13 protein-coding genes are annotated in these 13,509 nt (G+C 72.3%); 7 read left to right on the top strand and 6 right to left on the bottom strand.

Going from position 1 to position 13,509, the window contains the following annotated elements:
• Positions 1 to 60 precede the first annotated feature (60 nt).
• Positions 61 to 1,545, top strand: coding sequence for an aspartate ammonia-lyase (locus tag ITJ68_RS08380; protein ID WP_194660760.1), 1,485 nt, complete (start codon positions 61 to 63; stop codon positions 1,543 to 1,545).
• Between the two features lie 29 nt (positions 1,546 to 1,574).
• On the opposite strand, the gene ITJ68_RS08385 is transcribed toward ITJ68_RS08380, so the two are convergent.
• Both ITJ68_RS08385 and ITJ68_RS08390 read right to left on the bottom strand, forming a co-directional pair.
• Positions 1,575 to 2,657 (bottom strand): YihY/virulence factor BrkB family protein, encoded by a 1,083-nt coding sequence (locus ITJ68_RS08385; protein WP_194660761.1) that lies wholly within the window; start codon positions 2,655 to 2,657, stop codon positions 1,575 to 1,577.
• Positions 2,658 to 2,788: 131 nt separating this feature from the next.
• On the bottom strand, positions 2,789 to 4,120 hold the full coding sequence (locus ITJ68_RS08390; RefSeq protein WP_323743255.1) for an MFS transporter: 1,332 nt from the start codon (positions 4,118 to 4,120) through the stop codon (positions 2,789 to 2,791).
• A gap of 69 nt (positions 4,121 to 4,189) precedes the next feature.
• Between ITJ68_RS08390 and ITJ68_RS08395 the strand changes: the two genes are divergently transcribed.
• The 3 genes from ITJ68_RS08395 to ITJ68_RS08405 all read left to right on the top strand — a co-directional run bounded on the left by ITJ68_RS08395 (position 4,190) and on the right by ITJ68_RS08405 (position 7,788).
• Complete coding sequence (locus tag ITJ68_RS08395; protein ID WP_194660762.1) at positions 4,190 to 4,561, top strand: FKBP-type peptidyl-prolyl cis-trans isomerase; 372 nt, start codon at positions 4,190 to 4,192, stop codon at positions 4,559 to 4,561.
• Complete coding sequence (locus ITJ68_RS08400; protein WP_194660763.1) at positions 4,561 to 5,406, top strand: aldo/keto reductase; 846 nt, start codon at positions 4,561 to 4,563, stop codon at positions 5,404 to 5,406. Before ITJ68_RS08395 ends, ITJ68_RS08400 begins: the two co-directional genes overlap by 1 nt.
• A gap of 138 nt (positions 5,407 to 5,544) precedes the next feature.
• Positions 5,545 to 7,788 carry a HelD family protein gene (locus ITJ68_RS08405; RefSeq protein WP_323743256.1) on the top strand — a complete coding sequence of 748 codons (2,244 nt, stop codon included), beginning with the start codon at positions 5,545 to 5,547 and terminating at the stop codon, positions 7,786 to 7,788.
• A gap of 75 nt (positions 7,789 to 7,863) precedes the next feature.
• On the opposite strand, the gene ITJ68_RS08410 is transcribed toward ITJ68_RS08405, so the two are convergent.
• The 3 genes from ITJ68_RS08410 to ITJ68_RS08420 are packed head-to-tail and all read right to left on the bottom strand — an operon-like array spanning position 7,864 to position 10,328.
• The gene (locus ITJ68_RS08410) at positions 7,864 to 8,127 is read right to left on the bottom strand and encodes a protealysin inhibitor emfourin (protein ID WP_194660765.1); all 264 of its coding nucleotides are present in this window, start codon (positions 8,125 to 8,127) and stop codon (positions 7,864 to 7,866) included.
• 39 nt (positions 8,128 to 8,166) lie between these two features.
• The gene (locus tag ITJ68_RS08415) at positions 8,167 to 9,216 is read right to left on the bottom strand and encodes a M4 family metallopeptidase (protein ID WP_194660859.1); all 1,050 of its coding nucleotides are present in this window, start codon (positions 9,214 to 9,216) and stop codon (positions 8,167 to 8,169) included.
• Between the two features lie 35 nt (positions 9,217 to 9,251).
• Positions 9,252 to 10,328, bottom strand: a complete 1,077-nt coding sequence (locus ITJ68_RS08420) for a glycoside hydrolase family 6 protein (protein ID WP_194660766.1) — start codon at positions 10,326 to 10,328, stop codon at positions 9,252 to 9,254.
• 162 nt (positions 10,329 to 10,490) lie between these two features.
• Between ITJ68_RS08420 and ITJ68_RS08425 the strand changes: the two genes are divergently transcribed.
• From ITJ68_RS08425 to ITJ68_RS08435, 3 genes are all read left to right on the top strand, one after another.
• Positions 10,491 to 10,937, top strand: a complete 447-nt coding sequence (locus ITJ68_RS08425; RefSeq protein ID WP_194660767.1) for a VanZ family protein — start codon at positions 10,491 to 10,493, stop codon at positions 10,935 to 10,937.
• Positions 10,938 to 11,062: 125 nt separating this feature from the next.
• On the top strand, positions 11,063 to 11,332 hold the full coding sequence (gene rpsO, locus ITJ68_RS08430) for a 30S ribosomal protein S15 (protein WP_123653908.1): 270 nt from the start codon (positions 11,063 to 11,065) through the stop codon (positions 11,330 to 11,332).
• Between the two features lie 153 nt (positions 11,333 to 11,485).
• Positions 11,486 to 12,106 carry a CE1759 family FMN reductase gene (locus ITJ68_RS08435; protein ID WP_194660768.1) on the top strand — a complete coding sequence of 207 codons (621 nt, stop codon included), beginning with the start codon at positions 11,486 to 11,488 and terminating at the stop codon, positions 12,104 to 12,106.
• A 21-nt stretch (positions 12,107 to 12,127) separates the two neighbouring features.
• Here ITJ68_RS08435 and ITJ68_RS08440 read toward each other — a convergent pair whose 3' ends face one another.
• On the bottom strand, positions 12,128 to 13,318 hold the full coding sequence (locus tag ITJ68_RS08440) for a hypothetical protein (protein ID WP_194660769.1): 1,191 nt from the start codon (positions 13,316 to 13,318) through the stop codon (positions 12,128 to 12,130).
• Between the last annotated feature and the right edge of the window lie 191 nt (positions 13,319 to 13,509).

Consider the following 13,509-nt stretch of genomic DNA (forward strand, 5'->3'; position numbering starts at 1 on the left):
TGTGTGCCCGCCGCAGCCCGGGTACCGGACCGGCCGGACGGACTGGGTTAGCCTCGGGTGGTGGACCACGACGAGGAGGCGCACGTGAGTGTTGGGACCCGCACGGAGACCGATTCCCTGGGGACGAGGGAGGTGCCCACTGACGTCTACTGGGGCATCAACACCCTCCGGGCCCTGGAGAACTTCCCGATCACGAGCGTCCCGATCTCGGTGTACCCGGACCTCATCGAGGCCCTCGCGACCGTGAAGCAGGCCGCTGCGCGGGCGAACAAGGCGATCGGGGTGCTCGACGCCGAACGTGCCGACGCCATCGACCAGGCCGCGCAAGAGGTCCGCGACGGTGCCCTCCGCGAGCAGTTCGTCGTCGACGTGGTGCAGGGCGGCGCGGGCACGAGCACGAACATGAACACGAACGAGGTGCTCGCGAACCGGGCGCTGGAGATCCTCGGGCGCGAGCGTGGGGACTACGCGTACCTGCACCCGATCGACCACGTCAACCGCAGCCAGTCGACGAACGACACGTACCCGACGAGCATCAAGATCGCGATGATCTTCGGCGTCGGGCGACTCATCGACCAGATCGAGCAGCTCTCGGCTGCCTTCGCGGAGCGGGGTCAGGCGTTCGCGGACGTCCTCAAGGTCGGGCGCACCCAGCTGCAGGACGCCGTGCCGATGACCCTCGGGCAGGAGTTCACCGGCTTCTCGCACACGATCCAGGAGGACGCCCTGCTGCTCCGCCGGGTCACCCCGCTGCTGGCGGAGATGAACCTCGGCGCGACGGCGATCGGCACGGGCATCACGGCCGACCCGCTGTACCGCGACGAGGTCCGACGGCAGCTGCAGGTCGCCAGCGGCATCGACGTCGTCACCGCGCCCGACCTCATCGAGGCCACGAGCGACGCCGGCTCGTTCATGACGCTCTCCGGCACCGTGAAGCGGAGCGCGGTCAAGCTCTCGAAGATCTGCAACGACCTGCGGCTGCTCGCCTCGGGGCCGCAGGCCGGCTTCGGTGAGATCACGCTGCCGGCGCGTCAGGCCGGGTCGTCGATCATGCCCGGCAAGGTCAACCCGGTGATCCCCGAGGTCGTGAACCAGATCGCGTTCGCGGTGGCCGGGGCCGACACGACGGTGACGATGGCGGCCGAGGCCGGGCAGCTCCAGCTCAACGCCTTCGAGCCGATCATCGCGCACTCGATCCTGCAGTCGCTGCAGTGGATGACCCGGGGCTGCGCGACGCTCCGCGAGCACTGCGTCACCGGGATCGAGGCCAACGAGGCCAAGCTCGCGGCACAGGTCGACACGAACGTGGGCGTCGTCACGGCGCTGACGCCGTACATCGGCTACGCGGCCGCCGCCTCGATCGCGCACACCGCACTGACCACCTCGACGCCGATCAGCACGCTCGTCACCGCTGCCGGCCTGATGGACGAGGCCCAGGTGCACCGCGTGCTGAGCCCCGCCCGGCTGTCGGGGATCGAGCTCGCGACGGGGGCGATCCCGGTGATCACCGAGGAGATGCTGGACGCCGAGGCGCGGCGCCACTGAGGCTGACCGAGCCGGAGAACCGACACCCCTCAGGGCATCGGCCGCTCGCCCACCCGGACCTGCTCGGCGACGTCACGCAGGTGCTGCTGCTGCGGCGTCGGCGTGGGCTCCTCGCCGGGCAGCTCCGCCGCGGACACCCGCACCTGCCGGGCGGCCGCGACGTCGGCGTCCCGCCACCGGGCGAGCGTGAAGTTCCGCGTGACGTCCCGCAGCGGCAGCCGGATGGACTCGTCGGCGTCGATGCCCGCGAGGAGCTGCCGCAGCCGGATGACCTCGGAGTCGAGCTCCCCGCCGACGACCAGCACGAAGTTGGAGATGTAGAGGTAGACGAGCAGCAGCAGCGCACCGCCGAGCCACCCGTACGCGATGCTGCTGCCCCCGATCGTCTCGACGTAGATCGCGAACCCGAACGTCGCCATCGCCCACGTGACGATCGCGAACCCGGCGCCCGCGGAGACCCATCGCAGCTGTGGCGTCTTGACGTTCGGCGTCGCGTAGTACAGCACCGCGACCATCACCACGAGGTCGACCGCCAGGACGGGCCACTTCGCCACGTCCCAGACGTCGTCGATCCAGGGCGCCCAGCCGAGGCTCGCGACGATCGCCGCCGAGATCGTCGGGGTGCCGAGCAGGATCACGATCGCGATGGCACCGCCGACCATGATCAGCAGCGTGACGAGGAGCATCATGCTGCGGAACTTCCAGATCCGGCGGCCCTCCTCGACCTCGTACGCCGTGTTCATCGCCCGGCCGAACGCGGTCGCGTACCCGGACATCGACCAGAGCGTCAGCAGGACGCCGATCCAGAAGCCGAGCCACGGGTTGTCCAGGCTGAGGAGCTGCCGGAGCGGCTGCTCGAGGTGCACGGCGGTCTCGGGCCGGACGATGAACCCGAGGATCTCGATGACGTCGCTGACGCTGTCGCCCTGCCGGTCGACGATCGACAGCGCGGAGACCACCGCGAGCGTGGTCGGGAACACCGTCAGCAGCGCGAAGAAGGTCAGGGACGCGGCGGCGTCGACGACCCGGTGCCGGATCACCGAGTGGTAGGTACGGCGCACGACCGCACGGACCCCGGTCCGCTGGAGGTCACGCGTCATGCGGTCCGGCATGGTCCCGAGAATATCGGTTGTGTGAGCAGCCCACGTCTTCGGCGGCCCGCCACCGGACGGGAGGCGCGTGGCGGCGCCGCCACGGGCCTCCCGTCCGGCGGTGGTCAGGACCACCCCGTCCAGGCGCGGCGTCAGTTCGCGTCGGGGTGCAGGGCGTCGTAGCGGCGGAAGGACGGCACGAGCCGCAGGAGCAGCGCGACGAGCCCGATGATCGCGACCCCGCCGAGGATCGGCGGCACCGCGATGCTGGCGGCGACGACGAGCCCGGCGTAGAGGTCGCCGATGCGCGGCCCGCCCGTGACGACCACGGTGAAGATGCCCTGCAGGCGGCCACGCATGCCGTCGGGCGACGCGGCCTGCAGGATGGTGTTGCGGAAGACGGAGCTGACGTTGTCGGCGCCGCCCGCCACGGCGAGGAACACCGCGGCGGCTGCGAGTGCCGGCAGGATGCCGGTGCTGAAGGACTCGCCCTCGCGCCCGCCGAGCACGTGCGCCAGCGCCACCACGACGCCGAACGCCGAGATCGCCCCGCCGTAGACGGTGATCGCCCAGCCGACGGCCTCGCCCTGGCGGCGGACGTGGCCGAGGGGACCGGAGAACACGCTCGAGAGCAGCGCCCCGATCGCGTAAGCGGCGGTCAGGGTGCCGACGGTGATCGCCCCGCCGCCGATGACGAGCGCGCCGATCGCGGGGAAGAGCACCCGCGGCTGGCCGAAGGTCATCGCGATGATGTCCAGCACGAACGTCATGGTGATGTTCCGCGACTTCCGCAGGAACCGCGCTCCCTCGACCAGGGAACCGAGACCCGGGCGGAGGGCGCCCTGGTCGGCGGCCATCCTCGGCAGGGTGAACACCCCGAGGAACGCGCACGTGAAGAGCACCACGTCGATCGTGTACGTCGGGGCGAACCCGACGGTGGCGATGAGGACACCGGCGATCGCGGGGCCGACGGTGACCTGGAAGCCGGACGCGATGCCACCGAGGGCGCTCGCGGCGGGGAGCAGGTCGGTGCCGACGAGCCGCGGGACGATCGCGGAGCGGGAGGCCCCGCTCACGGTCGCCGCCACGGCGTTCACCGTCGCGAGCAGGTAGAGCAGGGCGACGCTGTGCAGCCCGAGCCACGAGTGCGTGGCGATCATCGCGACGGCGACCCAGGCGACGATCGAGGACACCAGGGCCACGGTGCGGCGGTCGAAGGCGTCGGCGAGCATCCCGCCGTAGAGCCCGGCGACGATCATCGGCAGCAGCGCGATCACGCCCACGAGCGACACCGCGAACGTCGAGCTCGTGATGTCGTACACCTCGAGACCGACGGCGACGGTGGTCATCTGCGTGCCGATCCCGGCGATCGCCGTACCGGCCCAGAGTCGGGCGAACGCGGGGGACCGACGGAGCGGCGTGAGGTCGGCGAACAAGCGGCGCGGCGGTGCGGGCGTGTCCTGCGGGGGAGTCGGTGGTGTCACGGTGGAACCATTCTGCGGCCTGGAGCGGTGCTGCGTCTGCTCGGTGCGCGGTCTGGTTGACTTGCCGACATGACTGACCTGAACAGCAAGCCCGAGTTCGACGCGCCCGAGGGCCCCGCCCCCACCGACCTCGTCATCACCGACATCGTCGAGGGCTCCGGCGACGAGGCCACGGCCGGCTCGACCGTCAAGGTCCACTACGCCGGCGTCGAGTACGAGACCGGCGAGGAGTTCGACAGCTCCTGGGGCCGTGGCGAGCCGATCGACTTCCCGCTCGCGGCGCTCGTCCGCGGCTGGCAGGAGGGCATCCCCGGCATGAAGGTCGGCGGGCGCCGCAAGCTCGTCGTGCCGCCGGAGCTCGCCTACGGCCCGGCCGGCGGCGGACACTTCCTCTCCGGCAAGACCCTGATCTTCGTCATCGACCTGCTCGGCGTCCGCTGATGCCGTCCGGTGCGCCCGTCGCCCCGACCGTCGAGCTGAACGACGGGCACCGCATGCCGGTGCTCGGCCTCGGCACCTACTCGCTCGACGGCGACGAGGGTGCTGCGGTGATCGGCACGGCCATCACCAGCGGCTACCGCCTGCTCGACACCGCGCTGAACTACGGCAACGAGGACGCTGTGGGCCGAGCGGTCCGTGACGCCGACGTGCCGCGTGACGAGCTCTTCGTCACGTCGAAGCTGCCGGGCCGTCACCACGGCTACGACGAGGCGCACCGGTCGATCGACGAGACCCTGGGCAACCTGGGGCTCGACCACGTCGACCTGTACCTGATCCACTGGCCGAACCCGTCGGTGGACAGGTTCGTCGACACGTGGAAGGCGTTCGTGGACCTCCGGGACAGCGGCAAGGTCCGCTCGATCGGCGTCTCGAACTTCACGCCGGCACACCTCGACCGGATCATCGACGCGACCGGTGTCGCGCCGGCCGTCAACCAGGTCGAGCTGCACCCGTACTTCCCGCAGGCAGCCCTCCGCGCCGTGCACGCCGAGCGCGGGATCGTCACCGAGAGCTGGAGCCCGCTCGCCAAGCAGTCGGAGCTCATGACCGAGGCACCGGTCCTCGCGGCAGCGAAGGCCCACGGGGTCACGCCCGGCCAGGTCGTGCTCCGCTGGCACGTCCAGCTCGGTGCCGTCCCGGTGCCGAAGTCCGGCGACGCCGACCGCCAGCGCGAGAACCTCGACGTGTTCGGGTTCGAGCTGACGGGCGACGAGGTCGTCGCGATCTCCGGCCTCGAGCGCGGGCGTCTCTGGGACGGCGACCCGGACACGCACGAGGAGATGTAGCGCCGACGCGCTGACGGGAGGCGCGGTGCCAGCTGGCACCGCGCCTCCCGTCCGTCCGTGGTCCGGCACCACGGCCCGCGGCACCAGCCCGATGGGCAGGGGGACTACACTGGATACCCCTGTCCCGAAGGGTTGCGTGTGTCCGAACCGACCGAGATCGACCGCGAGCGAACGTACGTCGACGGACTCTTCGTCCGCCTCGACGAGCTGACCGCCGAGGCCGAACAGCGCCTCGCTGAGACCCGTCGTCAGGCCGTCGGCGGGAACCACCAGAGCCGCAGCGAACGCGACGCCTTCGCTCGGCTCTACGAGGACACCATCCACACGTTCGAGCGCGTGGGAGACCGGCTCGTGTTCGGTCGGCTCGAGGTCGCGGACCCGCCCGCCGACGAGTCCGCCTTCCGGTACATCGGCCGCGTGGGGCTCCGTGACGCCGAGCACCGCCCGCTGCTGCTCGACTGGCGTGTGCCGGGGGCCAGCGCGTTCTACCAGGCCACCGCCGCGTACCCGATGGGCATGCGGGCCCGTCGCCACCTGTCGCTCGAGGGACGCAGCGTCGTCGGCGTCGAGGACGAGGTCTTCGACGCGACCCTGTACGACGACGAGCGCACCCACCTGCAGGGCGAGGGTGCCCTGCTCGCCGCCGTCACCGCCGAGCGCACCGGCCGGATGACCGACATCGTCGCCACGATCCAGGGCGAGCAGGACCGCATCATCCGCTCCCCGCTCGAGGGCGTCCTCATCGTGCAGGGCGGCCCCGGCACCGGCAAGACCGCCGTGGCACTGCACCGCGCCGCGTACCTGCTGTACTCCTACCGCGAGCGCCTCCGCGGGTCCGGCGTCCTCGTCGTCGGGCCGTCCCCGGCGTTCCTGACGTACATCGAGCAGGTGCTGCCGTCCCTCGGCGAGACGGGCGTGGTGATGGCGTCGCTCGGCTCGCTCTACCCGGGGCTCCACGCCACCCGTCACGACCGCCGCGAGGTCGCCGCGGTCAAGGGCTCGGGCGAGATGGCCGACCTGCTCCGCCGGGCGGTCCGCTCGCGCCAGGTCGTGCCGACGGAGTCCGTCGAGCTCGACGTCGAGGGCGAGCGGCTCGTCGTGCCGCCGCAGCTCGTCGCGGACGCCATGCACCGGGCCCAGGACCGCGGCAAGCCGCACAACGTCGCCCGGGTGTCGTTCAACAAGGGCGCACTCGACGCCATGACGAAGCTCCTCGCCGAACAGCTGCGGCAGCGCGGCACCACGGTCGACGACGCCGACATCAAGGTGCTCCGCGAGGACATCCGGTCCTCGTACGACGCCCGCGTCCTGCTCAACACCGCCTGGCTGCCGCTGCCGGCGGAGAAGCTGCTCGAGGACCTCTACGCGCGGCCGAACTGGCTGGCGTCCCTCACGCCGAACTGGTCGCCGGAGCGCCGGGCCCTGCTCGCCCGGGAGCGCGGCGCCGGCTTCACGGTGGAGGACGTCCCCCTGCTCGACGAGGCCGCCGAGCTCCTCGGCACGTTCGACCCGACCGGCGGTGCGGCGAAGCGCCAGGCGAAGGCCAGCCGGAACCGGGACATCGAGAACGCCCGCCAGGCGATCGAGAACATGGGCGTCGAGGGCATCGTCTCTGCCGAAGAGGTGGCGGGTGCGTTCGCCGAGGGCGGCGACCCCCGCACCACGGCCGAGCGCGCCGCCGAGGACCGCGAGTGGACCTACGGCCACATCGTCGTCGACGAGGCCCAGGAGCTCTCGCCGATGCAGTGGCGGGTGCTGGCCCGACGCAACCCGCTCCGGTCGTTCACGATCGTCGGGGACATGGCGCAGGGCTCCTCACCCGGTGCCGCCCGCACGTGGGAGGACGTCATCGGCGCCCTCGCCCGTCGTCGCCGTGGTCGCGCCCCGCAGGTACCGCTCGACCACCGCGTCGCCGAGCTCACGGTGAACTACCGCACGCCGCGGTCGATCGTCGAGGCCGCCGGCGAGTTCGCCGCAGCGGCCGGGCTCACCGTCACCGCGAACCAGGCGGTCCGGGACGGCGACCCGGTGGAGCGCGTGTCCGTGTCACGGGCCGAGGTGCTCGACGTCGTCGCCGCCCGGGTGGCGGGGGAGCGGTCGCACATCGGCTCGGGGACGATCGGCGTGATCGTGCCGGAGGCCCAGGTGGACGTCGTCCGGAAGCGGCTCGCGCAGGGCGACCTCGACGTCCGGAGCCTGGGCTCGCCACGACCGGGCTCGGTCACGGTGCTCACGGGGGCGGACGCCAAGGGCCTGGAGTTCGACGGCGTGGTGCTCGTGGACCCGGACGGGGTCGGGGCGGACGCCGCCCGTGCCGCCGCCGCGGTCTACGTCGCGATGACCCGTCCCACGCGGCGGCTCACCGTCATCGACGTGGCCTGACCCGGACGGCAGGCCCGGGTCGGGTCCGGCGAGGGGGCCCGGCCGGGTCCGGACGGGAGGCCCGGGTCGGCCCCGTCAGTCCGGCTCGCCCTCGGTCCGCACCCGTTCCACGAGTGCGGCCAGCGGCCCGTCGAGCGCACGGCCGGGCACCCGCACCGTGGTGCTCGCGACCGTGATCGTCCAGACGTAGTCGTCGGGCACCGGTGCCACCGGCTGCCGCGCTGCACGGGGCACCGCGTCGACCAGGTCGGACCAGCCGTCGGGGTCGACGTCCGTGTCGATCCGCCAGCCCCGGGTGAGGCCGGCGAACCCACCGCTCCGACGCACGAGGATCTGCATGCGCCCGACCCTACGCCGGGCCGTCCGCTGCCCGGGCGGTCAGTCGAGCACACCCACCGTGCGCCAGGCATCCGCGACCGCGACCGACTGCTGCGAGCCGGACCCGAAGCGGGCGTCGGCCGCGGACACGGTGACCCGGGCGAAGCCGGCGAAGTCGATCGACGCCGTCACCTCGGCCGCGGTCAGGGTGTCCCACCACACCGCGCCGGCACCCTCCCAGGCGTTCCCGCCGATCGCCGTGGCGGCGAGGAAGAACGCGTGGTTCGGGATGCCGGAGTTCGTGTGCACCCCGCCGGCGTCGTCCTCGGTCTCGACGTAGTCGGCCATCGTCGCCGGCTGCGGGTCCTTGCCGAGCACCGGGTCGTCGTACGCGGTGCCCGGAGCCCGCATCGAGCGGAGTGCGACCCCGTGCACGGCGGGCGTGAAGAGGCCCTCGCCGATGAGCCAGCTGGCCTCGGCAGCGGTCTGCCCGGCGGTGTACTGCGCCACGAGGGACCCGAAGACGTCGCTGACCGACTCGTTCAGCGCCCCGGACTGCCCCTGGTACGTCAGGTCGGCGGTGTACTGGGTGACCCCGTGGGTGAGCTCGTGGCCGATGACGTCGAGCGCGATGGTGAAGCGGGTGAAGACCTCGCCGTCCCCGTCGCCGAAGACCATCCGGGAGCCGTCCCAGTACGCGTTGTCGTAGTCCTGCCCGTAGTGCACGGTGGCGTCGAGGGGGAGCCCCGCGCCGTCGATCGAAACCCGCCCGAAGACGTCGAGCCAGAACGCGTGCGTGGCACCGAGCCCCGCGTAGGCCTCGTCCACGGCGGCGTCGCCGGTGTCGGGTGCGCCCTCGCTCCGGACGACGGTGCCCGGCAGCGTGGTCGTGCCGTGTGCGTCAGCGATGGTGCGCTGCGGTGACGCATCCGGCGCGGTGGCGGTGCGCGGCGGACGCAGGGACCTGGTCTTCGGTGCTTGGACGGCGTCGAGTGACGCCAGCGCCGTCCGTGCCGCCGGGGTGGCACGGGGGAACGCGTCGGTCGGCGCGTCGGCGATGGCGCGCAGCAGGTACGGCGGGACGACGGAGCGGAGCGGGGCAGCGGTCATGGCAGCCATGCAACCCCTCGGCACCGACACTCGCGTCAGCCGTCGCCGTCCTTCCGGTTCTCGACCAGGTCGAGCGCGTAGGACTCCCACCACTGCCCGGCTGCCGGCCCGCCGTTGCAGGTGCCGTCGCTCAGCCCGGGCGTCTTGACCCAGAGCAGGGCGTCCAGCCGCGAGGAACCAGCAGTCACGTGCGGCGACTGCCCGAGCCCCGCGCCCTCCGGGTTGCACCAGGTGCCGAGCCACCCGCGGCCGTTGCGGGACACGTCGATGACGAAGTGCGGGTCGCCGCCGACGGCGTCGGCGAGCCGGTCGGCGTAGGCACGTTCCTGGTCGACGCGGTAGAAGTTCGACACGTTCGTGAAGAAGCCCTGCGTCCGGTCGACCCCGGCCTGCCGCAGCCACCCGGCCATCGTGGCGGTCGGCACGCGGTTCTCGTTCCCGCCGTCGAGGTACACGGTCAGCCCGTGCCCGCTGAGCTCGTCCACGGCCTTGCGGAGCAGTGGCAACCGGGAGTCCGACAGGCGCTTGCAGACGTGGATCTGCGCGATCGCGTCGGGTTCGACGAGCACGACCGCGTGCGACCCCGCCGCTGCCCGCACGACCGACCGGATCCACGGCAGGTACTCCGCCGGGGTGGAGCCGCCCTTCGAGTAGTGGCCGCAGTCCCGGTCGGGGATGGTGTACAGCACGAACACCGGGGTCTTGTCCTGCCGGCGGGCGTTCGCCACGACCTCCCGGACGGTCTCGCGGGTCGTCGTGACGGAGGGGTCCGTGAGCCAGGTCGCGATCGGTTCGTCGGCGATGACGGCGATCCGCTGCGCGGTGGTGGTGTCGCCGTCCGCACGTGCCTGGGTCTCGCGGCGGCCGGGCTGGTTCTCGCTGGCCGGCTGTCGGGCGAGTCCGCCGGGGAAGGCCTGCGCAGCGCTCTCCCGCTCGACGATCCGGCGGCCGTCCGGCCCGTTCGGCACGGTCGGCAGCCAGAGGGCGACCCCGACGACCACCGCGACGACGACCGCGGCGGCCCCGCCGATCCACGCCCACTGGCGCGTGGCACTCGGTGGGCGACGCAGCGTGGGCACGTGGTCGTCCGGTGGCAGCTGCTGGTCCGGCATCGAGCGGTCCTCCCTGGTCACCACCGCGCGTCGCGACGATGCCCATGCTTCCATCCCGTCGGCCTCCTCGGCCACCCCGCACCGGCGATCGCCCAGCATCGCCGCCGCTGCTGCCCAGGAGCGCTCCAGGTGCCGCGCAGGACGGTGCCCCACACTGTCCGGATGCTCCGGAAACTCCTCCTGCTCGCCCTCACGGCGGCCTACGCCTGGGTGATCTGGCGGATGACGCTGACACCGCACGTGTTCACCTCGGCGGAGAACTCCCTCGTCCTGCACGCCATCGCGTGGGCACAGCACCTGCCACACGGGTCGTGGCTGACCTACGACCGCACCGAGTTCCTCGCCAACATCGCGATGTTCGTCCCCGTCGGCATGATCGCGGCGATGTGGTTGCCGCGGCGCTGGTGGTTCCTCGCGGCCGTCGTCGCGGTCGCACTGTCCGCGGGCATCGAGCTCGCCCAGGGAGCCCTGCTGCCGTACCGCGTGTCCGACCCGCGTGACGTCCTCTCGAACGGCCTCGGCGGACTCCTCGGCGCCACGCTCGTCGGCTTCGTCCGCAGCCTGCTGCCGGCACCCCGCCGCCGGCGGCTGCGCGCCCGCACGGTCTGACCCAGCTGGGCTCCTCGGCGGTCCGCTGCTCTGGTAGGCTCTCCAGGTTGCCGTCGAACGGCCGCGGACAAAGAGCGCTCATGCATCAGGCATGGGCACCGCGCAACGGACAGAAGGGGATCACCATGGCACTTGATGCACAGGTCAAGCAGGAGATCATCGAAGAGTACGCGACCCACCCGGGCGACACCGGATCCCCCGAGGTCCAGGTCGCCGTTCTGACGCGTCGCATCAACGACCTGAACGAGCACCTCAAGGAGCACAAGCACGACCACCACTCGCGTCGTGGTCTGCTGCTCATGGTCGGCCAGCGTCGCCGCCTCCTCGGCTACCTCTCGAACGTCGACATCGCCCGCTACCGTGCGCTCATCGAGCGTCTCGGCCTGCGCCGCTAGTCGTCGCCGCACCGCTTGACCGAACGCCCCGGCCCTCCTCGTGAGGACCGGGGCGTTCTTCGTTCCCGGTCGGCAGGGCGGCGGGAATGCGCACACGACCTCCCGAGTTCAGTACAGTGTTCATGCAAACGCATTGAAAGATCGGGAGATCCCATGACCACCATCGCCGTCGTCTCCGCCGGGCTCTCCGAGCCGTCCTCGACACGTCTCCTCGCCGACCGCCTGGCCGAGTCCGCCGTCGCCGCGCTCCAGGCACAGCACGGAGGCGCGCCCCGCGTCGTGCACGTCGACCTGCGTCCGCTGGCCCACGAGATCACGGACGCGATGCTCACCCGGTTCCAGGCGCCGGCCCTCGCTGCCGCCACGGCCGCGGTCCTCGAGGCCGACGCCGTCGTGTTCGTCTCGCCCGTCTTCACCGCCGGCATGAGCGGCCTGGCGAAGTCGTTCCTCGACGTCCTGGACACGGACGCCCTGACCGACATGCCGGTCCTCCTCGCGGCGACGGGTGGCACGTCCCGCCACTCGCTCGCGATCGAGCACGGCATGCGCCCCGTGTTCGCCTACCTCCGCGCGGCCGTCGTGCCCACCGGTGTGTTCGCCGCGACGGACGACTGGGGCACGGACGGCGACCAGGCGGCTCTGGACGGACGCATCCGCCGGGCCGGTGCCGACCTCGCCTGGATGATCGGGGCCTCCCGTCGGGTGCGGCAGGACGCGACCGCCCTGCCGGAGGTCACCGACTTCGCGAGCCTGCTCGGCGGACTCGGGCACTGACCGCCCTGCCGAGCCGGCGCGTCAGTACCAGTGCGGGTCGACGCTCATCTCGTGGTTCCACGCCCCGCACGGGGTGCCGTAGCTGCTCTTGATGTAGGCCAGGCCCCAGTTGACCTGGGTGTCCTGGTTGGTCCGCCAGTCGGCGCCGGCAGCGGCGAGCTTCGACGCCGGCAGGGCCTGGGGGATCCCGTAGGCACCGCTCGAGGCATTGAGGGCGTTCGCGCGCCAGCCGGACTCCTGCGTCCAGAGGGACACCAGGCACCCGAACTGGTCGTCGCCCCAGCCGTAGCTGCCGAGCACGCTGCGGGCGTAGGCCTGCGCGGCCGCAGGGTCGACGGTGACGCCGCCGGTGTCCGGGTAGGCGTTGCCGGGCGCCGCGGCGACCGGGGTGCTGGCGGACGCCTGCGCGGCCGCGGTGGCCTGTGCCGCGGCCCGGGCTGCTGCGGCCTGCGCTGCCGCCTGGGCGGCGACGGCGCGCCCGACCGCGTACCGGCGTTCCGTCTCGGCGGTGGTGTCCTGCAGCGAGGCCAGCTGCGCGTACAGCTCGGTGCTGTGCGACTCGGTGGACGCCACGGCGCGGTCGGCCCGGTCCTCGGCGGTCTTCGCCGCGGTCGCCTTCGTCTCGGCCGCCGCGGCGAGGGACGCCCGCTCGGACTCGGCCCGTCGCGCCTGGTCGCCGAGCGACGACGCCGTCCCCGCCGCGACGGAGGCGTCGTCCATCACGCCGGACCACGTCGTCGTGAGCTGGTCGATGGCCCCGAGCTGGTAGAGCAGCTGGTTCGGGTCCTTCGTCGTGGCGATCCTGGTGGTCATCTGGTCGCCCGAGCCGTCCCGGTAGAGACTCGCGGCGAGCTGTCCGGCCCGCGTGCGCGCGCGCTCGGCGGTCGCCCTGGCGGCGTCGGCCTGAGCCTGGAGGCTCGTGGCGGCCTGGGTGGCCGCCTGCAGGTCCGCCTCGGCCTGCGCGGCGACCGCGGAGGCGTCGAGCGCGTCCTGCGACGTGGCGGCGGCGTCCGCCTGCGCCGACCGGAGTGCGACCTCGACGCGCTGCACCTCGGCCCGCTTGGCGGTCTCGTTGCCCTTGGCCTGTTGGACGTCCTGCCAGCTCGGGTACTCGGTGGCACTGGCCGGCACCGCGGTCACGAGGGGGCCGACGAGCGCACCCACGACCACGACGGCCGCGACGAGTACGCGTCTTCCAGGAACACGACGCATGAGGGCAGGGTACCGAGGACACGCCCGTTCGCCGCCAGCCTCGCCGCCGATGCACTGCTGAATGCTAAAGTCAGGGCGTCCGGGGACCGTTTCCCGAGACGCCACACAACATCGCACGCAGACCGGCACGAAGCTGGTCATCGGTGGTGGCATGCGGGCCGATCGCTCCCGACTGCTTCTACTGCTGGCCA

This window comes from Curtobacterium sp. VKM Ac-1395 (assembly GCF_015350975.1).
Taxonomy (GTDB): Bacteria; Actinomycetota; Actinomycetes; order Actinomycetales; family Microbacteriaceae; genus Curtobacterium.